Raw genomic sequence first — 25,799 nt, 5'->3', positions numbered from 1 at the left:
CTGAACGGCTCCTTAATCGATGCGGAAGCGGGATTCGGCGTAGGCGTAAAGCGGCCGCCACAGCAGACGGTTGAACAGCGTAACGAACAGTGACATCACGGCGATGCCCAAAATGATCTTGGGGAAATCGCCGGCGGCGGTGGTTTCGGCGATGTAGGCACCCAGCCCATGTGCCTTCACCTGGGTGCTGCCCCATTGCACGAACTCCGCCACGATGCTGGCGTTCCAGGCGCCGCCCGACGCGGTGATGGCGCCGGTGATGTAATAGGGGAAGATGCCCGGCAGCATCACCTGGCGCCACCATTGCCAACCGCGAATGTGAAAATTGGCGGCGGCCTCGCGGTAGTCGTTGGGCAACGCGGTGGCGCCGGCCACCACGTTGAACAGAATGTACCACTGGGTGCCCAACACGATCAGCGGCGACAGCCAGATATCGGGGTTCAGCCGGAAGTGGACGATGGTGATGACGAACACCGGGAACAGCAGGTTAGCCGGAAACGCGGCCAGAAACTGGGCGATCGGCTGGATCTTTCCGGCCAGCGTCGGGCGCAAGCCGATCAGCACGCCGAGCGGCACCCAGATCAGCGACGACAGGGCGATCAGCACCGCCACGCGCAGCAGCGTGATCAGCCCCAGCACCATCACATGGCCCACGTCATTGAGCGTCACGCCGGTCTGCACATAGAGAATGACGCGCCAGGTGATCGCCAGCGTCAGCAGGATGACGATGGCGCTCCAACACCGATCGATCGTGCGCGAACGCCGCTGCCGTTGGGCGCTATTGCCGCGGCGCAACGGCCGGGCGGGCAGGCTCAGTTTCAGGCGCGCGGTTTTGGCCAGCAGCGCGCCCAGCGGCGTCAGCAGCAGGTGGATCAGGCGCGTGCGGCGCATCAGGTTCAACAGCCAGGAAGTGGGGGCGCTCGCCGAGCGGGTAGTTTCCATGCGGAATTTGTCCGCCCATGCCACCAATGGCCGGAACAGCAGCTGATCGTAGGCCAGGATCACCACCGTCATGGTGAGCAGCACCCAACCTATCGCGGGCAGATCCTTGCTGAGGATGGCCTGCGCGAGATACGCGCCGATGCCCGGCAGCGTAAAGGTGTTGTTGCCGACGGTGATCGCTTCCGACGCCACGATAAAGAACCAGCCGCCGGACATCGACATCATCATGTTCCAGATCAGCCCCGGCATGGCGAACGGCGCGTCCAGCTTCCAGAAACGTTGCCACGGACTCAGATGGAAGCCGCGCGCCACTTCTTGCAGATCGCGCGGCACGGTGCGCAGCGACTGGTAGAAGCTGAAGGTCATATTCCACGCCTGGCTGGTGAAGATGGCGAACATCGCCGCCAGCTCGACCCCGAGCACCCGGCCGGGGAACAGCGCGATGAAAAAGGTGACGGTGAAAGAGATGTAGCCGAGTACCGGCACCGACTGCAGGATATCGAGGATCGGCACCAGCACCTTTTCGGCGCGCCGGCTCTTGGCCGCCAGGGTGCCGTAGACCAGCGAGAACGCCAGCGCGGCCACCATCGCCACCAGCATGCGCAGCGTGGTGCGCAGGGCGTATTCCGGCAGATTGGCGGGATCGAGCGATATCGCCTGCGTTTTCAGCGTGACGATCGGTTGCAGGGTTTGATGCAGGCCGATGGCCATCATGGCGATCAGGCCGATGATCAGCGGAAAGGCGATGACGTCCCAGCCATTGGGCAGCAGGCGCCGGGCGGAAACATGGGTGTTGAGCCGGACGTTCATTTCACTTCTCCCACGGCGGGCGCAAACAAGAAAGTGACAATCGCATAAGGACTATAGACCATCCGGCTCGGCCGATTCTAAACCGTTGCTCACCGGCGGCGGTTTCTGTGCCGCAAACGGGCGATACTGTCACTGGCGAAGATGGCGGTTAAGTTATGCTTATCGCTGCCGAGCGAGTGGCGCGGCGGCAATAAAGTGACAATAATTCCAACTCACTGTGCAAGGCTAAGGAGCAAGCAGATGTCTGTCGGCAATGATACGGAAACCTCGAACAAGACCGGCCTGGCGCCGTTGGCGCTGGGCGCTTTGGGCGTGGTGTTCGGCGATATCGGCACCAGCCCGTTGTACACCCTGAAAACCGTGCTGTTTCTCTCCGGCGATGCGCCGTCGGCGCCGGTGATCCTTGGCCTGCTGTCGCTGATTTTCTGGACGCTGGTGATCGTCACCTCGCTCAAATACGCCATGTTCGCCATGCGCATCGGCAACCGCGGCGAGGGCGGCATCATGGCGCTGATGTCGCTGCTGGTCAGCAGGCGGAAATCCCGGCCGCTGGTGCTGTTCGCCGGCCTGTTCGGCGCGGCGTTGATCTACGGCGACGGCGCCATCACGCCGGCCATCTCGGTGCTCTCCGCCCTCGAGGGGCTGAATATCGTGCTGCCGGCGTCGCAGCCCTACATTCTGCCGGCGGCGGTGGTGATTTTGCTCAGCCTGTTCGCCATTCAGCCGCTGGGCACCGCACGTATCGGCCGCGTGTTCGGGCCGATCATGGCGTTGTGGTTCCTGTCGATCGCCGCGCTGGGCGTGTGGGGCATCATCCAGCACCCGGCGGTGCTGCTGGCGCTGAACCCGATGTACGGCATTCATTTCCTGTTCTCGAATGGGCTGACCAGCTTCCTGGTGCTGGGCGGCGTGTTTCTGTGCGTCACCGGCGCCGAAGCGCTGTACGCCGACATGGGGCACTTCGGCAAACGGCCGATTTGGCTGGCCTGGTTCGGCATCGTTTTTCCCAGCCTGTTGCTCAACTACGCCGGCCAGGCCGCGCTGATTTTGGCCGGCGCCGACGTCACGCAGAACATCTTCTTCCGCCTGTGCCCGCCGGCGCTGCTGATCCCGCTGGTGATCCTGGCCACGCTGGCGACGATCATCGCCAGCCAGGCGATCATCAGCGGCGCGTTTTCGATGACCCGCCAGGCAATCCAGCTGGGTTGGCTGCCGCGGCTGCGGGTTAAACAAACCACCGAGGAAAGCTACGGGCAGATCTACATCGGCGCCATCAACTGGCTGCTGATGGTGGTGACGCTGTTCCTGACGGTGTTCTTCAAATCCTCGGACAATCTGGCCGCCGCCTACGGCATCGCCGTTTCGTTGACCATGATCATGACCACCGGCTTGCTGTTCGTGGCGATGCGCGAGGTGTGGCGCTGGGGGCTGGCCGCCAGCCTATTGGTGGCGGGGTGCTTCTTCGTGGTCGATCTGAGCTTCCTGACGGCCAACCTGACCAAGGTGTTGCAGGGCGGTTACATCCCGCTGCTGCTGGCCGCCGCGGTCTATACCGTGATGCTGATCTGGCATCGCGGGGTGCTGGCGGCCGTGCGCACCCTCGGCGAGACGACGGTGCCGATCGCGGATTTCCTGGCGAAAATCCAGCGTGAATCCGTGCCGCGGGTGCCGGGCACCGCGGTCTTTCTCACCCGCAGCCTGCAGGGCACGCCGCCGGTAATGAAATGGCACGTCAAACGCAACGGCTCGCTGCACGCCAACGTGCTGGCGCTGACCATTGCCATCGTCAATGAACCGCGGGTATCGAATGCCGAACGCCTGGCGATGCGCGAACTGGTGCCGGGGTTTTGGTGCGGCGTGGCCAGCTACGGCTTTATGGAGCGGCCGAACATCCCGCAGTTGCTGCAGCACGTCGAAGCGCAAAAATGCGGCCTGAACTTCGACGAGGCGACTTACTATCTCGGCCATGAAACCGTGGTGCGCCGCGAGGCGAGCGACCGGATGCCGTCCTGGCAGCGCAACCTGTTCGCGCTGATGGTGCGCAACGGCATGCACGTCACGGATTATTATTACCTGCCCAGCGATCAGGTGGTGGAGATCAGCCGCCGGGTGCCGGTATAGGCCGGGCGGGCATAAGCTACAACCCGGGATTCTTTCCACGCCGGCCGCAGTCGGCGTAGAGTGCCGCTACGTTCGATAACCACAGGGGGTACCGATGCTGTTCGATTTAAACCTGCAGGCGGCCGAACTGCCTGAGGCCTGGCGTTCTACCGTGCTGGGCCGCGTCGGTGCGGCCAATATCAAAGTGCTGCGCATGGATGAGCGCAGCATAGCGGATGAAGTGCATGATTACAGCGAAGGGCTGCTGGTGATCCGCGGGCAGCTGCGGCTGCAGGTGGCGGGGGAAACGATTGTGGTGCAGGCCGGCCAGCTGTATCAGGCCGCGGCCGGCGTGCCGCACCGCGTGTTGCCGGGCAGCGAAGGCACGCTGGTGATTTTCGATCTGCCCGAAGATTAAGCGTCGCCCAGGGCGGTGAGCGCCACCTTTACCGCCGCCAACAGTCGCGCTTCAGTGACGCCGTCACGCGCCTGAATCGACAGGCCGTGCAGGAAGACGGCGAAAAAGTCCCCCAGGCTATCGGCGTCGGTGCCGGCCGGCAGTTCGCCGGCTTGCACCGCCTGCCGCAGCCGTTCGACGATCTGCTGGGTGCGCTGCAACCGATGCTCAGCCAGCCAGGTTTTGAGCCCGTCGTTCTCCGCACTGACGCTGGCGGCGGAGGAGACCACCATGCAACCCTGCGGCAGATCCGGCCGGCTGTAGAGCCGCACGGCATCTTCCAACATACGTTGGATCGCCGGGCGAATGCCGCTTTCCTGCGCGAAGGCGCGATCGGCGAAGCCGCCTTCCTCGGTTTCATAACTGGCGATCGCCTCGCGGAACAGCTGCTCTTTGGAGCCGAACGCCTTGTAGATGCGCGCGGAAGCAATGCCCAATTCCGCCACCAGATCCGACATCGAGGTGCCTTCGTAGCCCTGTCGCCAGAATAAGTTTCGCGCCTTCAAGAGCGCCTGTTCGCGGTCGAACTCGCGCGGTCTGCCTGCCATTCGCTGCTCCAATTTACCTGTCATTCAGCAACATAGGATCGCTTAAATCGGCGGGAATACCAATGTCTTTATAAATTTCTCTTGCGGTCATCGCGCTTTGCTCCTATTGTTTGTCAATCGACAACCAATAGGAGTTTACGATGAAAACCCTCAAAGGTCCAAGCCTGCATCTTGCGCAGTTCAGCGATGAGACAGCGCCGTTCAATAGCCTGCCCGCCATCGCCGAATGGGCGGCGCAGACCGGCTTTAGTGCGCTGCAGATCCCGGCCTGGGATCGGCGTTTATTCGACGTGGCCACCGCCGCGGAAAGCCAAACCTACTGCGATGATTTGACCGGCATGTTGGCGGAACAGGGGTTGGTGGTCAGCGAATTGACCAGCCATATCTTCGGCCAGCTGATGGCGGTACACCCGGCTTACGATGCGCTGTTTGACAGCTTCGCGCCGCCGGCGCTACAGGGCAATCCGCAGGCGCGTGGCGAGTGGGCGCGGCAGCAAATGCTGTTGGCGGTGAAGGCGTCGGCGCGGCTCGGGCTCAGCGAACTGGGCACCTTTTCCGGTTCGCTGGCCTGGCCCTATCTGTTTCCGTTCCCACAGCGTCCGGAAGGACTGATCGATACCGCGTTCGACGAACTCGCCAGGCGCTGGCTGCCGGTGCTTAACGCCTGCGACGAGCAGGGGATCAACCTGTGTTACGAAATTCACCCGAGCGAGGATCTGCACGACGGCGTGACATTCGAAATGTTTCATGAGCGCGTCGGCCACCATCCGCGCTGCCGGGTGCTGTTCGATCCGAGCCATATGGTGCTGCAGCAGCTCAACTATCTGGAGTTTATCGATATCTATAAAGAGGTTATCGGCATGTTCCACGTCAAGGACGCCGAGTTCAATCCGACCGGTCGGCAGGGTATTTACGGCGGCTATCAATCCTGGATCGATCGCGCCGGCCGCTTCCGCTCGCTGGGCGACGGCCAGGTCGATTTCAACGGCATCTTTTCACGCCTGACGCAGTACGATTATTCGGGCTGGGCGGCGCTGGAGTGGGAATGTTGCCTGAAAAACCCGCAGGACGGCGCACGCGAAGGCGCAGCCTTCATTCGCGATCGCATTATCCACGTCACCGACAAAGTGTTCGACGATTTCGCCGGCGCGCCGGTCAACCCACAGCAGATCAATGCCTTGCTCGGCATTCGCTGAGCCTAATCCTTCAGGGAGTTACCCCATGCAATACCGACAGAACGAGGTCACGTTGGCGGATCTCGCGGCGGAACACGTCTATCTCCAAGTCAACGGCCGGCGCCTTCACTGCGTGGTGGCCGGTGAAGGGCGGCCGGTGCTGCTGATCCCTGGCTGGCCGCAAACCTGGTACACCTGGCGCCATGTGATGCAAGCGCTGGCGGCGGCCGGTTTTCAGGCGATCGCCGTCGACCCGCCGGGCATCGGCGATTCTGACAAGCCCGCTGGCGGCTACGACACCGGCAGCATTGGAGCAGCGTTGCACGCGATGATGGCGCAGCTGGGCCATGAACGTTACCAACTGGTTGGCCACGACATCGGCATGTGGATCGGTTACGCCATGGCGAGCGATTTCCCGCAGGCGGTGGAACGTCTGGTGCTGACGGAGGCGGTGATACCCGGGCTGGCGCCGCCGCCGCCGATCTTCGTCGCGCCGGAGGAGAACATCTTCCTGTGGCACTTCATGTTCAACCAACTGGCTGATTTGCCGGAGGCCCTGACCCAGGGGCGTGAGCAGGAGTATCTTGGCTATATCTTTAACCGTTGGTCCTATCGGCGCGATCGGGTGGCGGCGCAGGTGTATATCACCGCCTATTCGGCGCCGGGCGGCCTGCGCGCCGGATTCGACTATTACCGGGCGATCCCGGAGACCGTGCGGCAGAACCGGCTGCGCGCCGCCACGCCCCTGATGATGCCGGTGTTGACGGTAGGGGCGGAGCACGCCACCGGTGATGCGCCGCTGACGACGCTGCGGGGCAATGCGCACGATCTGCGGGGCGAAACGGTCGCCGGCTGCGGGCATTTCATTACCGAGGAGTGCCATGAGGAATTTATTGCCCTGATTACGCCGTTCCTGGCAGGAGAACCCCATGCCGCTCGATGAACGCATCGCCGCCTTTTTGACGGCGTCGGCCGATGCGCCGCCCCCCGCGTCGCTGGCGGAAATGCGCGCGGCCACGGAAACCGGTTTACGCCGGCTGCAGGGCGAGGCGGAACCGAGCGGCGGCGTCAGGGACTATACGGTGGTCGCCGCCGATGGACACAGGATTGCGCTGCGTACTTATTTACCGGCAGGGGAAAACCGCGCAAACGCGCAGCCGGCGATGCTGTTCGCCCACGGCGGCGGCTGGTGCCTCGGTTCGCTGGCGCTGTACGATCGGCCCTGTCAGGCGCTGGCCAACGCCACCGGCCGGGTGATCCTGTCGGTCGACTACCGTTTGGCGCCGGAATATCCGTTTCCGCAGCCGCTGGAAGATGTCTACCAGGCGCTCTGCTGGGTGGCGCAACAGGCGCCGCAGTTGGGGATCGACGCGCAGCGCCTGGCGGTGGGCGGCGACAGCGCCGGGGGCAACCTGGCGGCGGCCGTCGCGCTGTTGGCGCGGGATCGCGGCGGCCCGCACATCGAGCGCCAGCTGCTGCTGTACCCGGCGCTCAGCCGCGAGATGGCGACGACGAGCTATCGCGAGTTTGCCGAGGGGCACTTTCTGACGCGCGACGCGATGGTATTTTGTTGGCAGCAGTATCTGGCTCAGCGGCGCGATCCCGGCGCCGAGCCGCTGCACGCCGCCACGCTGCGCGGGTTACCGCCGGCCACCATCCTGAGCTGCGAATATGATCCGCTGCGCGATGAGGCCGAGCAGTATGCGCAGCGGCTGCGCGAGGCGGGCGTGCCGGTGCGCTGCGAACGGTTGCCGGGCATGGTGCATGCCTGCATTCACATGCTGGGGCTGACCCCGGCGGCGCGGCGGCTGTTCGAACTGGCTCGCGAGTAAAAAAAGCCCCGCAATGCGGGGCTTTTGGCTATTCATCCGACGCGCGATTAACGGCCGGCGACGGTGACGAAGCGGGTTTCCAGGTAGGACTCGATCGCTTCGCTGCCGCCTTCGGTGCCGTGACCGGAGTCTTTCACGCCGCCAAACGGCGTTTCCGGCAGGCCGAAACCGATGTGGTTGATGCTCAGCATGCCGCTCTCCACGTCGCGCCCCAGCGCATTGACGGTGGCGATGTTGCGGCTGTAAGCGTAGGCAGCCAGCCCGTACGGCAGGCGGTTGGCTTCGGCGATCGCCTCGTCATAGGTGGCGAACGGGCGCAGCAGGGCGACCGGGCCAAACGGCTCTTCCGACATGGCGCGCGCGCTCAGCGGCACGTCGCGCAGCACCGTCGGCTCGAAGAAGTTGCCTTTGCCCGCCACGCGCTTGCCGCCGGTGCAGGCTTTTGCCCCGTGGGCGACGGCATCCTGCACCAGCGCCTCGATATTGTCGACGCTGCGGCCCAGCACCATCGGCCCCATGGTCACGCCGTCTTCCAGCCCGTTGCCGAGCTTGAGCTCACGCACGGCGGCGGTGAATTTCTCCACGAAGGCTTCATAAACGCCTTGTTGGATCAGGAAGCGGGTCGGGGCGATACAGACCTGGCCGGCGTTGCGGAACTTGGACTGCGCCAGCTCTTTGGCCGCCGCGTCGAGATCGGCGTCGTCGAAGATCAACACCGGCGCGTGGCCGCCCAGCTCCATGGTGGCCTTTTTCATATGCTGGCCGGCCAGCGCCGCCAGATGCTTGCCCACGCGGGTGGAGCCGGTGAAGGAGATCTTGCGAATGGTCGGATGCGGGATCAGGTATTCCGAGATTTCCGCCGGGGTGCCGTACACCAGCGCGATCACCCCGGCCGGGATCCCGGCGTCGGCGAAGGCTTTGATCAGCTCAGCCGGCGAGGCCGGCGTTTCTTCCGGGCCTTTGACGATGATGGAACACCCCGCCGCCAGCGCGGCGGACAGCTTGCGCACGATCTGGTTGATCGGGAAGTTCCACGGCGTGAAGGCGGCCACCGGGCCGACCGGCAGCTTGAGGGTTTGCTGCTGCACGTCGCGGGCGCGGGACGGAATGATCTGCCCGTAGGTGCGGGTGGCTTCGCCGGCGAACCAGTCGATGACGTCGGCGGCGTTGAGAATTTCGACTTTGGCCTGCGCCACCGGTTTGCCCTGTTCCTGCGTCATGACGGCGGCGATGGCGTTAGCGCGTTCGCGCAGCAGCGCCGCCGCTTTGCGCATCAGGTTGGCGCGCTGGTGCGCGGCGGTGTCGCGCCAGACGTTAAATCCGCGCTCGGTGGCGGCCAGCGCCAGATCGAGATCCTCTGTGGCGGCGTGCGCCACTTGACCGATTATCTCGTCGGTGGCGGGGTTGGTGACCGGCAAGGTTTTCCCGGCCAGCGCGTTGCGCCATTGTCCATCGATATACAGTTGAGTATCCGGATACATTGTTGCCTCTTGTTTGCGGAGTGTCAGGGGCCGATGAGCTTCGCGATGCGGCGCGCCTGAAAGGGACAGGGACCTTAACCCTACGCCGAATGGCGGCGATCGTCCAGGCGAGGGGCACGAAAGCGCCAGGGCGGCTACTCAACCGGCGATGTTTTGGCTATGCTGAGCAGATTGTCAGCACGGACGAGGAGGTCGGGTGCAAGGGGTACCACAACAGTTTCCGTTCGAGAAGGATTGCGCGCAGTTCCGGCATTTGTCGCATCTGCCGGGCGTCGAACTTTATCAGGCGCATATCGAACGCTATGCCTTCGAGCCGCATACCCACGACGCCTTCGCTATCGGCACCGTAGACACCGGGGCGGAGCGTTTCCGCTATCGCGGCGCGCAGCATCTGGCGGCGCCGGGCGCGCTGGTGCTGATGAACCCCGACGAGCTGCATACCGGCGAAGCCGAAACGCCGGGCGGCTGGTGTTACCGCATGCTCTATCTGGCGCCCGAGGCGCTGGAGCAGCTGTCCGGCGATAGGAGCCAGTGGTTCACCGATGCGGTGCGCCACGATCCGCGGGCGGCGCAGCGCCTGTCCGCCATTCTCGCCACGCTGTGGCAAACCGACGATCCGCTCACGCTGGACGGCCTGCTGTTGGAGGCGGTCGAGCTGTTGCACCCGCACATTCGCACCGGGCAGCGGGAAAAAGCCGAGGCGGCGCACCGTTTTGAGGTGGTGAAAAGCTACCTGCACGACAACTTCGCCGAGGCGATGACCCTCAATCAGCTGGCCGAGCTGGTGTCGCTCAGCCCGTACCATTTCCTGCGCAAGTTCAAGGCCGAATACCACGTTTCGCCGCAGCAGATGCTGATGGCGATCCGGCTGTCGCAGGCCAAACGCATGCTGGAGCGCGGCATGCCCGCCGCACAGGTGGCGGCGGCGGCGGGGCTGACCGATCAGGCACACCTGACGCGCGCCTTCGCCAATCGTTACGGCGTCACGCCAGTGCGTTTCCAGAAACAGGTGAAATTGGGCTAAAACAGCAACCTGCTACAATAATTCTTCCCCGCGTTTTCGCTACTCTGCCGCTGTCTTGTCGGGCGGGTTGGCCGCACCGGCCGTTTGTCGGAGTCGTTATGTTCATTGGCGTTGTGTTTGCCCTGGCCGCCGGGCTGATGTGGGGATTGATCTTCGTCGGCCCGCTGCTGGTGCCGGATTATCCCGCCGCGCTGCAGTCCACCGGGCGCTATCTGGCCTTCGGGCTGATCACCTTGCCGCTGGCGTGGTTCGATCGTCGCCGCCTGCGCAAGCTGCGGCGCCAGGATTGGCTGGAGGCGCTCAAGCTGACGGCCATCGGTAACCTGCTGTACTACCTGTGCCTGGCCAGCGCCATTCAGCGTACCGGCGCACCGGTATCGACCATGATCATCGGCACTTTGCCGGTGGTGATCGCCATCTGCGCCAATCTGTTTTACGGCCGGCACGACGGGCGGCTGGCCTGGGGCAAGCTGGCGCCGGCACTGCTGCTGATCGTCTGCGGGTTAGCGTGCGTGAACGTCGCCGAGCTGCGCGGCAACGCGCTGCCGATCGACGGCTGGCGTTATCTCAGCGGCCTGGGGCTGGCCGTGTTGGCGGTGGCGTGCTGGACCTGGTTCCCGCTGCGCAACTCGCGCTGGCTGCGGGAGAACCCGACGCAGCGGCCGGCTACCTGGGCCACGGCGCAAGGGCTGGTGACGCTGCCGCTGGCGCTGCTGGGCTATCTGGCGGTCTGCGGCCAATTGGCGCTGAGCGAACCGGCGTTCGCCTTGCCGTTCGGCCCGCGCCCTGAGGTGTTTATCCCGCTGATGCTGGTCATCGGCGTGTTCTGCTCCTGGCTGGGGGCGCTATGCTGGAACGAAGCCAGCCAGCGCCTGCCGACGGTATTGGTGGGGCCGCTCATCGTGTTCGAAATTCTGGCGGGGTTGGCCTATACCTTTCTGCTGCGCCAGGCCTGGCCGCCGCTGCTGACGCTGGCCGGCATCGTCTGCCTGATCGCCGGCGTGGTGTACGCCATGCGCATCAAGCCGCAGCCGGTGGTGGTGGCGCTGGAGGACAAGCAGGGGTGACGCCCGCCGCGAAGGCGGGCGCGAGGGTTAACGCTTGCTGTGGTGAATGATCTCTTCGGCCACGTTGCGCGGCGCTTCGGCGTAGTGGCTGAATTCCATGGTGTAGGTGGCGCGGCCCTGCGACATCGAACGCAGGGTCGTCGAGTAGCCGAACATCTCGGACAGCGGCACCTTGGCACGAATTTCCTTGCCGCCGCCGCCCGGTATCTCTTCCATGCCCTGCACCAGGCCGCGGCGTGAGGAGAGGTCGCCCATCACGTTGCCGGCGTAATCTTCCGGTGTTTCCACCTCCACCGACATGATCGGCTCAAGGATCACCGGATCCGCCAGGCGGCAGGCTTCCTTGAAGCCGAAAATCGCCGCCATGCGGAACGCCTGTTCCGACGAGTCGACGTCATGGTAAGAACCGAAGGTCAGGTGCACCTTGACGTCCACTACCTGATAACCGGCCAGCACGCCGTTGTTCAGCGCCTCGAGCACACCTTTTTTCACCGCCGGGATAAATTCGCCCGGAATGACGCCGCCCTTGATCTCATCGAAGAATTCGAAGCCTTTGCCGGGTTCGTTGGGTTCGACGGTCAGCACCACGTGGCCGTATTGCCCTTTACCGCCGGACTGGCGCACGAACTTGCCTTCCACGTCGGCCACCCGCTTGCGGATGGTTTCGCGGTACGACACCTGCGGCTTGCCGGTGGTGGTCTCCACCCCGAATTCGCGGCGCATGCGATCGACGATGATCTCCAGGTGCAGCTCGCCCATGCCGTAGATGATGGTTTGGCCGGATTCTTCATCGGTGCGCACGCGGAACGACGGATCTTCCGAAGAGAGGCGCTGCAGCGCGATGCCCATTTTCTCCTGGTCGCCCTTGGTCTTCGGCTCGATCGCCTGGGCGATCACCGGCTCGGGGAAGGTCATGCGTTCCAGCGTGATGATGGCGCCGGGGTCGCACAGCGTATCGCCCGTGGTGACGTCCTTCAGGCCGACGCAGGCGGCGATGTCGCCGGCGTGCAGCTCGTCGATGTCCTTACGATCGTTGGCGTGCATCTGCACGATGCGGCCGATGCGCTCCTTTTTGCCCTTGATCGGATTGTAAACGCTGCTGCCTTTGGCCAGCACCCCGGAGTAGACGCGCACGAAGGTCAGCTGGCCGACGAACGGGTCAGTCATCAGCTTGAACGCCAGCGCCGAGAATTTTTCGTTGTCGTCGGCTTTGCGGGTGATGATTTCATCGTGTTCGCCGTGGCCCTCCATCGGCGGCACGTCAAGCGGCGAGGGCATCAGCTCGATCACCGCATCCAGCATGCGCTGCACCCCTTTGTTGCGGAACGCCGACCCGCACAGCATCGGCTGGATTTCGCCGGCGACGGTGCGCACCCGCAGCCCGTGGACGATCTCCTCTTCGCTCAGCGGTACCTGGTTGAGGTATTTCTCCATCAGCTCTTCCGAGGCTTCGGCGGCGGCCTCAATCATGTTTTCGCGCCACTCCTGCGCCGAATCACGCAGCTCGGCCGGGATCTCTTCGAAGCTGAAGTTCATGCCCTGCGAGGCTTCGTCCCACAGGATGGCCTTCATCCGCACCAGATCCACCACGCCGCTGAAGTGGTCTTCGGCGCCGATCGGAATGACGATCGGCACCGGGTTGGCTTTCAGGCGCTCGATCATCATTTTGCGCACGCGGAAAAAGTCCGCGCCGATGCGGTCCATCTTGTTGACGAACGCCAGCCGCGGCACCTTGTATTTGTTGGCCTGGCGCCAAACGGTTTCCGACTGCGGCTGCACGCCGCCCACCGAGTCATAAACCATCACGGCGCCGTCCAGCACGCGCATCGAGCGCTCCACTTCAATGGTAAAATCGACGTGCCCGGGGGTGTCGATGATATTGATGCGGTGCTGCGGATAATTATGCTGCATGCCGTTCCAAAAGCAGGTGGTGGCCGCCGAGGTGATGGTGATGCCGCGCTCCTGTTCCTGCGCCATCCAGTCCATGGTCGCCGCGCCGTCATGCACTTCACCCAGCTTGTGGCTGACCCCGGTGTAAAACAGAATCCGCTCGGTGGTGGTGGTCTTGCCGGCATCGATATGCGCGGAGATGCCGATGTTGCGGTAACGTTCGATAGGGGTGGTGCGAGCCATAATCAACCTTTCTTAGCCGCGTGAAGGAGAGCGGCTTAAACAGCATGGATAATGGTGATAATCCTCATAGGGTTATCTGCCGGATCGCAGAGCCTCGCTCTGGTCACAAACTAATCGTAGTTGAAGGCGTTGGTTTTTATAAGCGATGGCTGTGATAGATGAAAGTTTGCGCGCAGGGGGAGAAAAGGGCGAAAAAAAAGGCCCGTAACGGGCCTGTTGTCGAGCGGCGCATTCGCCGCTTATTTGCGTCCCAGCAAGAAGCCGAAAACGATGCCGACCGCCGCCGCAACGGCCACGCCGGCCAGCGGGTTGGCTTCCACCTGGGTTCTTACGCTGTCCGCTGCGTCTCGGGCGGCATAGCTGGCCTGGGAGGCGTATTTGCGCGCCGCGCCGCGCACCTGATGCTCCGGTGAATCCACGGCTTTGCCGAACGCTTCTTCTACCGCGCCTGCGGCTTCATTGGCTTTGTCTTCCGCTTTACCAAACATGCTGCTCTCCTGATCCTTATGGGTTAACGAATCCTAAGCCTAGCAGGTAGACGCCGTTTTTTGCAGCATTCTGTGCGTTATAAGAGCAATCCGAGCAGAGAAAAATCTTGCCGGGCGCGCGGTGACGGCTTCACCCGCGCGGCTTTTTGTGTTCTATTGGCTAGCTGTTTAACCGGGTATCGTTAACCTTTGACCGATTCGTTGAGTTGAAAGGACTCCCCATGTCAGTACTGCGTATTCTGGCGCTGCTCGCCGCGACCGCCGCCGCGTTGCCCGCCCAGGCCAAGCCTGTGCTCCACGGCGCGGCGGCCGAGAACGGCATTCGTTGGCAATCATGTCTCAACAGCGGTTTTCAGCGCTGGTTCGATGAGCCGCCACCGCCGGGGCTGCGCTGCGGTTACCTTGAGGTGCCGTTAGCCTACGCCACGCCGCCCGCTCATGCGGCGCAGGCGGGCGAACAGACCGTGCGTTTGGCGCTGACCCTGCTGCCCGCCACCGGGCCGAAAAAGGGCAGCGTGGTGATGATCAGCGGCGGGCCGGGCCTGCCGGGCATCAATCCTTATTTGGGCAATGATGGTCACGTCGACAGGCTGCGTAAATCCTACGATATCATCGGTTACGATCCGCGCGGCGTCGGCCAATCGACGCCGAAAATCTCCTGTCAGGTGGCCGAAGGCGACGAAACCCCGTCACCGGACGACAACGACGTGGCCGGTGCGGAGAACCAGACGCGCACCCTGATTGCCGCCTGCATCAAACAGACCGGCGCGGACGTGCTGCAACATATCGGCACCGACGAAGCGGTCAACGATCTGAACGCGATCCGCCACGCGCTGGGCGAACCGGGGCTGACGGCGGTGGCGTACTCTTACGGCACCAAGGTGGCGGCGCTGTATGCCGAACGTTTTCCGAAGAAAACGCGCGCGCTGGTGCTCGACGGGGTGGTGGATCTGGCGGAAGACGATTTCACCCAGCGGCTGAACCAGGAGCGGGGCTTCCAGCAAAGCTTCCTGCGCTTCGCCGCCTACTGCGGCAAAACCGACAGCTGCCAGCTGGGCGGCGGCGCCAATCAGGCGCTGCAGCGTTATCATGCCTTGCTGCGCAAGCTGCATGAGCAGCCGTTCGTCACCGCGGCGGGGTATGAAATCTCCGCCGACGACGTGCTGACGGTCACGCGTTCGCTGCTGCTGTGGCCGGAGCGCTGGCACGAGCTGGCGACCGTGCTGCGCCAGCTCGATGCCGGGATCGCCGGGCAGCAGGTTTCCGATCTGATCGACGAAAGCTATTCGCCGGATGCCGATGACGCGCTGAACGTCATCACCTGCGCCGACGTCGCCAACCCGACGGCCGATCCGCAGCTGTTGCGCCGGCAGCGGCAGGAGATCAATACCGCCGCTATGTATGCCCACTATCTGCCGCTGCACGAATACCCGCTGGAAATGTGCGATCTGTGGCCGTACCGCGGCAAAGATCGGCCGCACACGCCGGTGGAATCTGCCGCGTTGCCGCCGCTGCTGTTCGTCGCGCAGCGCTACGATCCGACCACGCCGTACCGCAACGCGCAGGTGATGGCCGCCGCCTTTAAAAGCCCGCTGATCACCCGCGAACGCGACGGGCATACGCTGGTGCTGAACGGCATCGACAGCTGCGTTGACGAAAGCGTGGTGGATTATCTGCTGGCGCCGAAAAAGCCGCGCCACGACAAGACTTGCCGTTGAGGAGGCCGGGCGGAAGCCCGGCCTGACAGCCAAGTCGCCTGCGTTTTAGAATTTCACCTCTTCCGCCAATGCCAGCGTCACGAATGGCCCCGACAGGGTCTGGTTATGGTGACGGATAATGGCTTCGGCACCGAGTTCCGCCGTGTCTGAACAGCTATGGGCGTCGGCGGCCAACACCATGTCAAATCCCAACTCTGCACCGCGCCGACACGCGGTGTCTACGCAGTATTGCGTTTTCATTCCCGAAATCACCAACCGACCGATGCCGGCTTGCTTAAGCCGCTCAGCCAGGCCAGTCTGGTAAAAACAGCTGGGATGGGTTTTATCGATGAACCAGTCGGTTTCCGCATCGGTGTCGAGATCGGGGTGAACTTGCCACCGCGGACTGTTTGCGGCGATAGGCGAACCTGTCGGGCCGGTGTGGCGAATAAACACTACGAGCGCATTCGCCACGCGTGCGGCGCGAATCAACGCATTGGTCTTCACCAGAAGGGTTTCGGCGGCGAACGGCGGATCGTCCGGCGAGGCGAACAGGCCGACTTGCATGTCGATAATCAGCAGGGCGCTGCGCGGTGCGGGGATAGTTGGCATAGGTCTTCTCCGTAATGAAATTGCCGGCGGGCACGGAGAAATAAAAAACCCCGGCCATGGCTGGCGGGGCTTGGATACGTCGTTAGCTGATGCGCACCCGTGCAGCCCGCCATTGCGTGGCGGTTGCGGTGGTGGTGAGGACGTGCGCGAAGCGTTTCATAGCGTTGATAATGCGCGGTGGTGAGGGGGACGTCAAGAGGCTCCCCCCGCAATGTCAACCGGCGAAAATATGCGCCTGGCCCATCACGTTGAGAGTGATCTGAGAACCGGGCTGCAGGCCTTCGCGGCTGACGGTTTTGATCTCGATTTGCGCGCCGCCGGCGGCCATTTGCAGGTTGAGCGTAGAGACGAAGCCGGCGAAATCGATGCCGGTGATCACCGCCTGGCCGTGCTGCGCCGGATCTGACAAACCGATTTGAATCTGCTCCGGGCGCAGCATGATGCGCGCCGGGCCGCTGCGTTGCCGATCGTCGACGGCGATACGCCCCAATGCGCAGTCGGCCCAACCGTGCGCCAGTTCGGCGGTCAACACCAGCGTTTCGCCAAGGAAGCTGGCGGTCGGCTCATCGACCGGCCGCAGATAGAGATCTTGCGGCGCGCCCACCTGCGCCAGCCGGCCGTTGCGCATCACCGCTACCTGATCGGCGAACGACAGCGCTTCGCTTTGATCGTGAGTGACCAGAATCGACGCCACCTTGGCCTCCGTCAGCAGTTCGGCGACCGCTTTGCGGGTGGCGGCGCGCAGGCCGGTATCCAGCGCCGAGAACGGTTCGTCCAGCAGCATCAGCCGGGGTTGCTGCGACAGGGCACGCGCCAGAGCGACCCGTTGTTGCTGCCCGCCGGACAACTCGTGCGGCCACAGCGCGGCCAGACGGCGATCCAGCGCCACCATCTCCATCAGCGCCTCGATGCGCCGCTGTTTCTCACGCTTGCTGCCTTTAAGGCCAAAACCGATGTTGCCGGCGACGGTAAAGTGCGGGAACAGCGCGCCATCCTGCGGGACGAAGCCTATGCCGCGCAGATGCGCCGGCACCCAGCCGCCGCCGTTGCCCATGGCTTGCCCCTGCAGCAGGATCTGGCCGCCGTCAGGAATTTCAAAGCCGGCGATGATGCGCAGCAGGGTGGTTTTGCCGGAGCCGGAAGGGCCGACGATCGCCGTGCGGCTGCCGGCGGCAACCTGCAGGTCGATGTGTTCCAGCACCCTGATGGCGTTATAAGATTTTTCGATACCGTGCAGTTCGAGCGTGCTCATAGTCCCGCCGTGCGTTTAGATTGAGAATAAAGAAGCCAGGTGAGCGGCAATGACAGCGCCACCATAATCAGCGCATAAGGCGCGGCGGCGACGTAGTCTATCTCGCTGGTCAGCGCCCAAAATCCGGTGGCCAGCGTGCGGGTGCCGTTCGGCGCCAGCAACAGCGTGGCGGTCAGTTCATTGGCGATCGCCAGGAACACCAGCGCCGCGCCCGCCGCGGCACCCGGCGCCGCCAACCGCAGCGTAGTGCTCCACAGCGCCTGCGCCGGCGATTTGCCGAGGCTACGCGCCACGTTTTCCAATTCCACCGGCGCCTGTGCGATGCCGGCGCGCAGGTTGATCAGCGCCCGCGGCATAAACATCAGCAAATACGCCAGCAACAGGGTGATTTCGGTTTGGTAAATCGGCCGGAAGCTGTGAATGGTGATGGTCACCAGGGCCAGCGCCACCACGATGCCGGGCAGCGAGCTGGTCACGTAGTTACAGCCTTCCAGTACGCGGTACAGCCGGGCCGGATAGCGTACCGACAGCCAGGCCATCGGAATGGCGCACAGCGTGATCAGCAACGCGCCGACGGCGGACAGCGACAGCGTTTGCCACAGCGCAGGCCACAGCTCGGCGTTGCGCCACACCTCGAATCCCCCCAGCCACAGCCAGCGGGCCAGGGTAATGAAAGGCACGCCCAGCGCCAGCGCGGTCAGCGAAATCGGCAGCAGCAGCGCCAGCGCGGCGAGCGGCAGCGAAAGGCGACGCGGCGTTTGGCTGCGGGCGCTGCCGGAACCGACGCGGGCATAGCGCGCGCGGCCGCGGCTGAGAGCCTCAAGCAGCAGTAACCCGAGGCAGCACAATACCAATACGCCGGCCAGCATGTTGGCCGCCGGGCCGTTGAAGGTCGATTGGAACTGATCGAAGATCGCGGTGGTGAAGGTATCGAAGCGGATCATGGCATACAGGCCATACTCCGCCAGCAGGTGCAATGCGATCAGCAGGGAACCGCCCCAGACCGCCAGCTTCAGCTGCGGCAGCACCACGCGGAAAAAGACCGCCAGCGGCCGGGAACCGAGCGAGGTGGCGACGTCTTCGATACCGGGATCCAGACGGCGCAGCACGGCGGCGGCCGGTAGGTAAATAAACGGGAAATAGGCGAGCACCGAGATGAAGACCCCGGCGCCCAGGCCGTGCATCGACGGCACCAGGCTGATCCAGGCATAGCTTTGCACAAAGGCCGGCACCGCCAGCGGCGCGGTGGCCAGTACCGCCCAGAGACGGCGGCCCGGCAGCGTGGTGCGCTCGGTCAACCAGGCCAGGGCCACGCCCAGCACGGCGCAGATCGGCAGCGTCAGCACCACCAACAGCAGGGTGTTCAACAGCAGTTCCGCCACGCGCGGGCGGAAAACCAGAGCGTTGACCGTTTGCCAGCCGGTTTCAAACGCCACGCCGATAACGAATCCCAGCGGCAACAGCGCCAGCAGCGACAGCAGCACGGCGCTGGCCACTACGATCGCCCCCGGCCGCTGATGACGGGGGACAACAGAATAACGCCGCGCGGTCTGCGCGGCGTGGGTACTCAGGTTTGACATAACGATCAAAAACTCTCGGTTTGCCGGCGGGCCTTACAGCAGGCCGGCTTCGGTCATCAGTTCGACCACTTTTTTACTGTTAAGCTGCGCGGCGTCTACTTTCGGTGCGTCCAGATCTTTCAGCGGCACCAGTTTCGGGTTGGAGGCCGCGCCGACGCCGACGGCGTATTCGAAGGCGTTGTTGGTGCGCAGGATCTCCTGGCCCTGTTTGCCGGTGATCCACTTGATGAACGCCTGCGCCTGCTGCTGATGCTTGCTGGAAGCCAGCACGCCGCCGCCGGAGATGCTGACGAACGCGCCCGGATCCTGATGTTTGAAGTAGTACAGCTTGATGTTGTTGCTGTTCTCGCCGGTTTTAGCGCCATCCACGAACGGGTAGTAGTGATAGATCACGCCGCTGTCGACCTGGCCGGCATTGACCGCTTTCATCACCGTGCTGTTGCCCTTATAGGCGGTGAAATTGGTTTTCATCGCTTTCAGCCACTCCAGCGTCGCTTTCTCGCCTTTCAGCGCCAGCAGCGCGCTGACGATCGCCTGGAAATCGGCGCCCGACGGCGAGGCGGCCCAGCGGCCTTTCCATTCCGGCTTGGCCAGGTCCAGCAGCGACTTCGGCAGCTGTGCTTCGGTCAGTTTGGCCGGGTTGTAGACGAACACGGTAGAGCGGGCGGCGATGCCGGTCCAGCGGCCGTGGCTTGGGCGATACTGCGGTTCCACCTGGGCCAGCGTCGCGGCGTCCAGCGGGGCGAACAGCTTGGCGTTATCCACCAACACCATCGCCGGGGAGTTTTCCGTCAGGAACACGTCGGCAGGCGAGGCGCTGCCTTCCTGCACCAGCTGATTGCCCAGCTCGCTGTCGCCGCCGTTGCGCAGCGTGACCTTGATGCCGGTGTCTTTGGTAAACCCGTCGACCCAGGATTTGACCAGGTTTTCATGTTGGGCGTTGTAAATGACGATGCCCTGATCGGCCGAGGCCGCCTGAGCGCCGAAGGCCAGCATCATCGAGGAGGCGAGCAGGGCGACGGGGCCGAGAGATGAAATACGCAGCTTCATGCAGTTATCCTTTTAGCGTTCGAATGAGGAAAACGAATATCGCCTGGCAAGCGCAAGCAGGCCGATTTTAGCCAAGAACATCAATAATGATAGTGAAAACGATTCGTATTAAATTATTTTTGACGATCGCTCACAAAATGAATTGCCCTAAGGATAAGTTAAGTTTCGGCTGGAATAATCTGTATTGATTGTCTGAATAGAATTGGGGCGCGTTACCTCACAGTGAGCGGCCACCTGCCATCGCAGGCAGCCGCCCGTCAGGCTTGCTTCTTGTCACGCCAGCACAAACTCACCGTTGCCAACGCCGAAGAACTGCCCGTTGATGCTGCTCGCCCACTGCGGCGGATGAACCAAAGAGGCCAGCACCCGGCCATTCTCCAGCAGCGTCAGGACGATCGAACCGGGGTTGATGGCCAATTGCAGGGTTAACGGAACGCCGATCAGATTTTCGGCATCGGGTACGGTGCCTTGCAAATAAATCGTCGGGATGTTGATGTTACCGTCTGAGCCAGTGCCGGTGGCCTGGCCGACAAAACGCACTGATGTACCGTTTGATGGGGCATTGGGACCAATATTGGCAGGCTGAGCGGAAATTTGCACGGTCTCCGCATGTGGCGCGCAGCCACACCCACAGCCACAGCCCTGGAAGCTGAAGTAGCCGCAGATATTTTGTTGGCACCCGCATCCACACAAGGATTGCGGATGCACTTGCTGGTTGAACGCCGGTTTCAATTGCGGATGTTGGTTGAGCAGCGCCTGACGGCTCTGCACTTCCGCGTTATAAGCGTCACGTGATTGTTTATTCAATGCGTTAGCCTGTTCAGGCGTAATATCTTGCAGTGAAGGCATATGTAAACCCCTATGATTTTTGCTGAGTTAGTCTGAAATGCATATCACGCTGAATCCGGTTAGCCACCAGACAGGTAATTGCATCTGAATGGAAATAGTTATTGCCGTTGGCAGAAAAACGGTATGGCAACCAAACCGTTACATCCTATCCTTTCGGCACGCGTTTATATATTTGGATTTGTCTTCTGGTAATTATCTCTTATTAAATCATTCGCCAGTTATTGGTTTGATAACCAACGGCGGCCTCGTGTTAGTCTCGAAGCCATTTAAAGGTAGTTAGGTGTCACAGAGATATCAAGTGGGTTTTCTACTGTTATTTTTACATTGAAAAGCAACTTATTTAGCATGTCCATTATTTTGATTTTAACCTTTTTCGTAACCGATTAATTAATATGGGGTAAGTGAGGGTGTTTTTTAATTAATTGATTTTTATGAAGTTAAGTTGTAGTTATCTTTTTTGTGAATATTCTTAATATATTCATTGAGGTAACGGGTAAACGCGGGTTTGCATTTGACTTATATCAGTTCTTTGTCGAATCTGTAATGGTTATTAACCTGTTTCAATATTGACGGCTTGTTATCGACTGGCGATCTTTTTCTTCAGTCTTTTCATGTCGTTCTTCAGCGTTTCGCACAGGCATTAATAACACGGGCCGCCAACGCGAATTAAGAATTATATTCACCAAAAAATAGTGAGAGAGGTGTCTATGTCTAATGGACCGTTTTATACCAATCCGATCGTGGTTATCGATGTAGCTAATGATTGCGTGCATGTGGAGATGGCGATCGATGGAGGACTATACGAAAACGTATTTCCGTTATCGGTAGCGGCTAATGAACCCTATCCGAAATTGCTGGTGAATCTGGCGATCCAGGCGCAAGCGAGCGGTAAATCATTAATGGTGTGGGGGGAGCCCGGCCCGGAACCGGTTAAAGGCCTGCCGCTGTTTGGTATCACGACCGTGAACATCAAGTAGGGGACGGCAACGCGCATTGTGTTGAAAGCGGGAAGCGCGGTGAGGGGTATTCCTTTGATAATGAAAGAAATTCAACACCGCTTTTGGTTATGACTCATAGCGATTAATGATTTAATTTATTCCACTGCCACATTGCATATTGAACGCGATAAAACACTAATCAGGGATATCGACGTGAAATATTCATTTAATGGCAAGAAACTGGCTGGTTTAATCCTCCTGGCTTTTAACGCGACGGCAGCTCAGGCGGCCGACGTACCGGCGGGCGCTAAACTGGCGCCGGTACAGGAATTGGTGCGCGCCAACGGCTATGAACCGGCGACGCTGGATCCGAACCTGGCCGAGAGCAATGTGGAGTTCTACATCTTCAACGATCTGTTCGAAGGTTTGCTGCGCGTCGGTAAAGACGGCGAAGCGATCCCGGCGCTGGCGCAGAAATGGGAGCATCAGGGCAACGTCTGGACCTTCCATCTGCGGCCGCAGGCCAAATGGTCGAACGGCGATCCGGTAACCGCCGACGATTTCGTCTACAGCTGGCGGCGCCTCACCGATCCGAAAACCGCGTCGCCGTACGGCAGCTATCTGGCTTCGGCCTACGTGCTTAATGTGGCGGCGATCAACGCCGGCAGCAAACCGCCGAGCGAGCTGGGCGTCAAGGCGCTGGACGCGCATACCCTGCAGGTGACGCTGTCGGAGCCCAACTCCTACCTGCTCAAGCAGCTGGTACATTTTCCGGTCTTGCCGGTTAACCGCAAGGTGGTGGAACAGTACGGCAAGAACTGGACTCAACCGGCGCATTTTGTCGGCAACGGCGCATTCCGTCTCAGCCAGTGGGTGGTGAACGAAAAGGTGGTGGTGGAGCGTAACCCGCAGTATTGGGACAACGCCAACACCGTGCTCAACAAGGTGACGTTCTTGCCGATACAGGGCTTCCCGGAAGTGGCGCGTTTTCGCGCCGGCGAGGTTGAGTTGGGGTATACCACACCGCCGGAGCTGTATCAGCAGCTGAAAAAAACGCTCGGTGAGCAACAGCTGGTGACCTATCCGCTGCTCTCCACCAGTTATTTTGCCTTCAACAACCGCCAGGCGCCGTTTAACGACCTGCGGGTGCGCCAGGCGCTGAATCTGGCGCTGGACAAAGAGATTATCGCCGGCAAGGTGCTGGGATACGGCCAACAGCCGGCCTGGACCTTTACCCCAACGGGGGCGGGCGGCTATAGCCTGCAGCCCGGCGCGGCGGCCGGCTGGACGCCGGAACAACGGCACGCCCAGGCGAAGCAACTGCTGGCGCAGGCCGGTTTCAACGCCGAGAACCCGCTGCGGTTTACCGTGCTGTACAGCAATGACGCCACCATCAAGAAGATCGTCATCGCCGCCGCCGCCATGTGGAAAAAGAACCTAGGGGTAGAGGCCAGCTTGCAAAGCCAGGAGCGTAAAGTGACGCTGGATAATATCAACCGCGGGCAGTACGGCGTGGCCTTTACCCGCTGGCTGGCGGATTACAACGATCCATCCACCTTCCTGAACGTGTTCCGTTCCGACAGCAGCGAGAACAGCCCCAAATACCATAACCCGGACTATGACCGCATTCTGCATCAGGCGACGGCGGCGCAGACGCCGCAGCAGGTGCAGCAATATTTCCAGCAGGCCGAGGCGGTGCTGGCCGCCGATACGCCGGTGGCACCGGTGTACTACGAGGCTAACGCCACGCTCATTAAACCTTACGTGAAGGGGATCGACTTTACCCGTCAGGGCGCCTTGTACGATAAAAACGTCTATCTTCTCGAGCACTGAGAAATAAAAAACGGCTGATTTATATCAGCCGTTTTTATAGATTCGTGTTGAATAACATTATCCTAAATACTCCATAAACGACGGGCAATCTTTTCTTCCCGCTGAAGAAAACACCGCCTATACTGCGCCGGTAGTTTATATGCAGTATCTCGTTTGGCGAGGCTCCTATACAAACACAGGTTACTGATCTGACGACATCGAGAGATGCCCAAGGTTAAGACAGGCTTTATCGGATTAAGGTTCAGCCCAAAGTAACTTCCGAGCAACAGTTCGGATACGTTGTATAGTGCTAAAACCTGGACGCGGAGATAGGCAGTCTGCACTCCCTCTGTGGTTACGCCCCTATGCGATTCGCTGTTGAAGTTCAAAACAGAAATAGGGACTGACAATGATCAAGTCACATCAACATTATTCTTCTCCGGCGCTGAGCGCGACTGAAACTCTCGACGAGACCTCGGTCGCCGGCTATATGAACGCCGATTTTATTACTGTTCCCGCGACGATGACGGTCAATCATGCCCGGGAATATTTACTTTCACAGCTAAAAACGGACGAAATTCCCACCCGGGTATTTATTACCGCGGACGATTATCATCTGCGCGGCACGCTGTCGGTGAAAAAACTGCTGCAGTGCGACGAGCAGGATAAAGCGGTCGGCGTGATGATGGACCACAGCTATTTTCAGGTTTCGCCCGACGACGATCGCAACGACGTGGCGCATCTGCTCGGCAAGGGCGGCCTGGACGTGGTGCCGGTCGTGGCGAACAACACGCTGGTCGGCGTGCTGGGGGAGCGAGAGATCGCCCGCCTGGTCGAGGATGAAAACACCGAAGACGCGCAGCGCCAGGGCGCGAGCCTGCCGCTGGACAAGCCTTATCTGGAGACCAGCCCGTGGGCGCTGTGGCGTAAACGATCGGTGTGGCTGCTGATGCTGTTCGTCGCCGAAGCTTACACCGGCAACGTGCTGAAGGCGTTTGAAGATCAGCTCGAAGCGGCGATCGCGTTGGCGTTCTTCATCCCGCTGCTGATCGGCACCGGCGGCAACAGCGGCACCCAGATCACCTCGACGCTGGTGCGCGCCATGGCGCTGGGTGAGGTCAGCCTGCGCAACCTGGGCGCGGTGATCCGCAAGGAAGTGACGACCTCGCTGCTGATCGCCGTCACCATTGGCCTGGCGGCCTGGGTACGCGCCTGGATCATGGGCGTCGGCATGGAGGTGACGTTGGTGGTCAGCCTGTCGCTGGTGGCAATCACCGTGTGGAGCGCGATTGTCTCGTCGATCATTCCGATGCTGTTGAAACGTCTCGGCATCGATCCGGCGGTGGTATCGGCGCCGTTTATCGCTACCTTTATCGACGGCACCGGCCTGATTATTTATTTCAAAATTGCCCAGCAGGTATTGGGTATTTAACCGCGCTCCGCCCGATGTTGCGGGCGGAGATGTAAAGCCTTAATGAGGAGGACGTTAAAAAACATGGATACCGACCAACCCCGATATTTAACGCAAGGGGCTTTTATCGATAACATTTAACCTGAGGACAAAATAATGGGAAACATGACTATTTTTATGGGATTCCTGGCAATGATCAGCTCACTGGGCCTGTTAGCGGCCTATATGAGCACCAAATGGGATGATTGATGAACGCAAAAGATCCGCCTAGATGCATCCTCCCCGTAACCGCTATTTATTATGGGGAGGATTTTTAGCGGCGCGCCGAACGCGCGGCCTGATACGGGAGTTGATAATAATGACGATTCTTATTCTGGGATTGCTCTACGCCATTTTAATGATCTCGGTGGGCGTTAATGAGATTTATTTTTATTCCACCGGAAAATCCAATTTTCTTACTAGCCTCATGCTGACATTTTCTGGCAGTATGCTGCTGATCGCCTTTGTCTGGCAATTATCCTCTAAAGTAAAAAAATAAATC

The 25,799-nt window shown here is 61.2% G+C and carries 23 protein-coding genes and 1 riboswitch; of the genes, 13 read left to right on the top strand and 10 right to left on the bottom strand.

Annotation, left to right across the window (positions count from 1 at the left end):
* Positions 1-12 precede the first annotated feature (12 nt).
* Positions 13-1,752: an ABC transporter permease gene (locus tag V8N38_RS12865; RefSeq protein ID WP_147839924.1), complete on the bottom strand. Its 1,740-nt coding sequence runs from the start codon at positions 1,750-1,752 to the stop codon at positions 13-15.
* A 240-nt stretch (positions 1,753-1,992) separates the two neighbouring features.
* Between V8N38_RS12865 and V8N38_RS12860 the strand changes: the two genes are divergently transcribed.
* On the top strand, positions 1,993-3,873 hold the full coding sequence (locus tag V8N38_RS12860) for a potassium transporter Kup (RefSeq protein ID WP_100395748.1): 1,881 nt from the start codon (positions 1,993-1,995) through the stop codon (positions 3,871-3,873).
* Between the two features lie 94 nt (positions 3,874-3,967).
* Positions 3,968-4,270, top strand: coding sequence for a cupin domain-containing protein (locus V8N38_RS12855; protein WP_047730662.1), 303 nt, complete (start codon positions 3,968-3,970; stop codon positions 4,268-4,270).
* Here V8N38_RS12855 and V8N38_RS12850 read toward each other — a convergent pair.
* Positions 4,267-4,857, bottom strand: a complete 591-nt coding sequence (locus V8N38_RS12850) for a TetR/AcrR family transcriptional regulator (RefSeq protein WP_060439882.1) — start codon at positions 4,855-4,857, stop codon at positions 4,267-4,269. The two genes, V8N38_RS12855 and V8N38_RS12850, sit on opposite strands and share 4 nt — an antisense overlap.
* 140 nt (positions 4,858-4,997) lie before the next feature.
* Here V8N38_RS12850 and V8N38_RS12845 point away from each other — a divergent pair, with 140 nt between their 5' ends.
* Genes V8N38_RS12845 through V8N38_RS12835 form a run of 3 tightly spaced genes read left to right on the top strand, consistent with a single transcriptional unit; the run spans position 4,998 to position 7,864 of the window.
* A complete protein-coding gene (locus tag V8N38_RS12845) occupies positions 4,998-6,053 on the top strand; it encodes a sugar phosphate isomerase/epimerase family protein (protein WP_089186006.1) in 1,056 nt (351 codons plus the stop codon).
* 25 nt (positions 6,054-6,078) lie between these two features.
* Complete coding sequence (locus tag V8N38_RS12840; protein WP_147839925.1) at positions 6,079-6,975, top strand: alpha/beta fold hydrolase; 897 nt, start codon at positions 6,079-6,081, stop codon at positions 6,973-6,975.
* Entirely contained in the window at positions 6,962-7,864 is a 903-nt protein-coding gene (locus V8N38_RS12835) for an alpha/beta hydrolase (RefSeq protein ID WP_147839926.1), read from the top strand. Before V8N38_RS12840 ends, V8N38_RS12835 begins: the two co-directional genes overlap by 14 nt.
* A gap of 47 nt (positions 7,865-7,911) precedes the next feature.
* Here the strand turns inward: V8N38_RS12835 and V8N38_RS12830 are convergent, their stop codons facing one another.
* Complete coding sequence (locus tag V8N38_RS12830; RefSeq protein ID WP_049195527.1) at positions 7,912-9,345, bottom strand: NAD-dependent succinate-semialdehyde dehydrogenase; 1,434 nt, start codon at positions 9,343-9,345, stop codon at positions 7,912-7,914.
* Between the two features lie 196 nt (positions 9,346-9,541).
* Here V8N38_RS12830 and V8N38_RS12825 point away from each other — a divergent pair, with 196 nt between their 5' ends.
* On the top strand, positions 9,542-10,369 hold the full coding sequence (locus V8N38_RS12825) for an AraC family transcriptional regulator (protein WP_147839927.1): 828 nt from the start codon (positions 9,542-9,544) through the stop codon (positions 10,367-10,369).
* Between the two features lie 98 nt (positions 10,370-10,467).
* On the top strand, positions 10,468-11,436 hold the full coding sequence (locus V8N38_RS12820; RefSeq protein WP_060418765.1) for a DMT family transporter: 969 nt from the start codon (positions 10,468-10,470) through the stop codon (positions 11,434-11,436).
* 27 nt (positions 11,437-11,463) lie between these two features.
* Here V8N38_RS12820 and fusA read toward each other — a convergent pair whose 3' ends face one another.
* Together fusA and V8N38_RS12810 are read right to left on the bottom strand one after the other, a co-directional pair.
* Entirely contained in the window at positions 11,464-13,569 is a 2,106-nt protein-coding gene (gene fusA / locus V8N38_RS12815) for an elongation factor G (protein ID WP_015377944.1), read from the bottom strand.
* Between the two features lie 239 nt (positions 13,570-13,808).
* The gene (locus V8N38_RS12810; RefSeq protein ID WP_004938127.1) at positions 13,809-14,057 is read right to left on the bottom strand and encodes a glycine zipper domain-containing protein; all 249 of its coding nucleotides are present in this window, start codon (positions 14,055-14,057) and stop codon (positions 13,809-13,811) included.
* A 221-nt stretch (positions 14,058-14,278) separates the two neighbouring features.
* Between V8N38_RS12810 and V8N38_RS12805 the strand changes: the two genes are divergently transcribed.
* Positions 14,279-15,775 (top strand): alpha/beta hydrolase, encoded by a 1,497-nt coding sequence (locus V8N38_RS12805; RefSeq protein ID WP_147839928.1) that lies wholly within the window; start codon positions 14,279-14,281, stop codon positions 15,773-15,775.
* Between the two features lie 45 nt (positions 15,776-15,820).
* Here V8N38_RS12805 and V8N38_RS12800 read toward each other — a convergent pair whose 3' ends face one another.
* The 5 genes from V8N38_RS12800 to V8N38_RS12780 all read right to left on the bottom strand — a co-directional run bounded on the left by V8N38_RS12800 (position 15,821) and on the right by V8N38_RS12780 (position 21,097).
* Positions 15,821-16,366, bottom strand: coding sequence for a cysteine hydrolase family protein (locus V8N38_RS12800; RefSeq protein ID WP_087762779.1), 546 nt, complete (start codon positions 16,364-16,366; stop codon positions 15,821-15,823).
* Between the two features lie 214 nt (positions 16,367-16,580).
* Positions 16,581-17,618, bottom strand: a complete 1,038-nt coding sequence (locus tag V8N38_RS12795; protein ID WP_147839929.1) for an ABC transporter ATP-binding protein — start codon at positions 17,616-17,618, stop codon at positions 16,581-16,583.
* Positions 17,615-19,198, bottom strand: coding sequence for an ABC transporter permease (locus tag V8N38_RS12790; RefSeq protein ID WP_060439891.1), 1,584 nt, complete (start codon positions 19,196-19,198; stop codon positions 17,615-17,617). The genes V8N38_RS12795 and V8N38_RS12790 overlap by 4 nt, the downstream gene beginning before the upstream one ends.
* A gap of 33 nt (positions 19,199-19,231) precedes the next feature.
* Positions 19,232-20,248, bottom strand: coding sequence for an iron ABC transporter substrate-binding protein (locus tag V8N38_RS12785; RefSeq protein ID WP_060418774.1), 1,017 nt, complete (start codon positions 20,246-20,248; stop codon positions 19,232-19,234).
* A 273-nt stretch (positions 20,249-20,521) separates the two neighbouring features.
* Complete coding sequence (locus V8N38_RS12780) at positions 20,522-21,097, bottom strand: hypothetical protein (RefSeq protein WP_033643163.1); 576 nt, start codon at positions 21,095-21,097, stop codon at positions 20,522-20,524.
* 707 nt (positions 21,098-21,804) lie between these two features.
* Here V8N38_RS12780 and V8N38_RS12775 point away from each other — a divergent pair.
* The 5 genes from V8N38_RS12775 (at position 21,805) to V8N38_RS12755 (ending at position 25,796) form a co-directional block, all read left to right on the top strand.
* Entirely contained in the window at positions 21,805-22,074 is a 270-nt protein-coding gene (locus V8N38_RS12775; protein WP_033643162.1) for a hypothetical protein, read from the top strand.
* 174 nt (positions 22,075-22,248) lie between these two features.
* On the top strand, positions 22,249-23,868 hold the full coding sequence (locus V8N38_RS12770) for an ABC transporter substrate-binding protein (RefSeq protein WP_147839930.1): 1,620 nt from the start codon (positions 22,249-22,251) through the stop codon (positions 23,866-23,868).
* Between the two features lie 141 nt (positions 23,869-24,009).
* Positions 24,010-24,183: riboswitch (M-box (ykoK) riboswitch) on the top strand.
* A gap of 73 nt (positions 24,184-24,256) precedes the next feature.
* Positions 24,257-25,279 (top strand): magnesium transporter, encoded by a 1,023-nt coding sequence (locus tag V8N38_RS12765; RefSeq protein ID WP_049199101.1) that lies wholly within the window; start codon positions 24,257-24,259, stop codon positions 25,277-25,279.
* Between the two features lie 135 nt (positions 25,280-25,414).
* Positions 25,415-25,507, top strand: a complete 93-nt coding sequence (mgtS, locus tag V8N38_RS12760; RefSeq protein WP_004938109.1) for a protein MgtS — start codon at positions 25,415-25,417, stop codon at positions 25,505-25,507.
* Between the two features lie 109 nt (positions 25,508-25,616).
* Complete coding sequence (locus tag V8N38_RS12755; protein WP_004938106.1) at positions 25,617-25,796, top strand: hypothetical protein; 180 nt, start codon at positions 25,617-25,619, stop codon at positions 25,794-25,796.
* The last annotated feature ends 3 nt before the right edge of the window (positions 25,797-25,799 follow it).

The organism is Serratia nevei (assembly GCF_037948395.1).
Classification (GTDB): domain Bacteria; phylum Pseudomonadota; class Gammaproteobacteria; order Enterobacterales; family Enterobacteriaceae; genus Serratia; species Serratia nevei.
The sequence above is the reverse complement of the archived record's forward strand: the minus strand, read 5'-3'. Positions and strand labels throughout refer to the sequence as shown.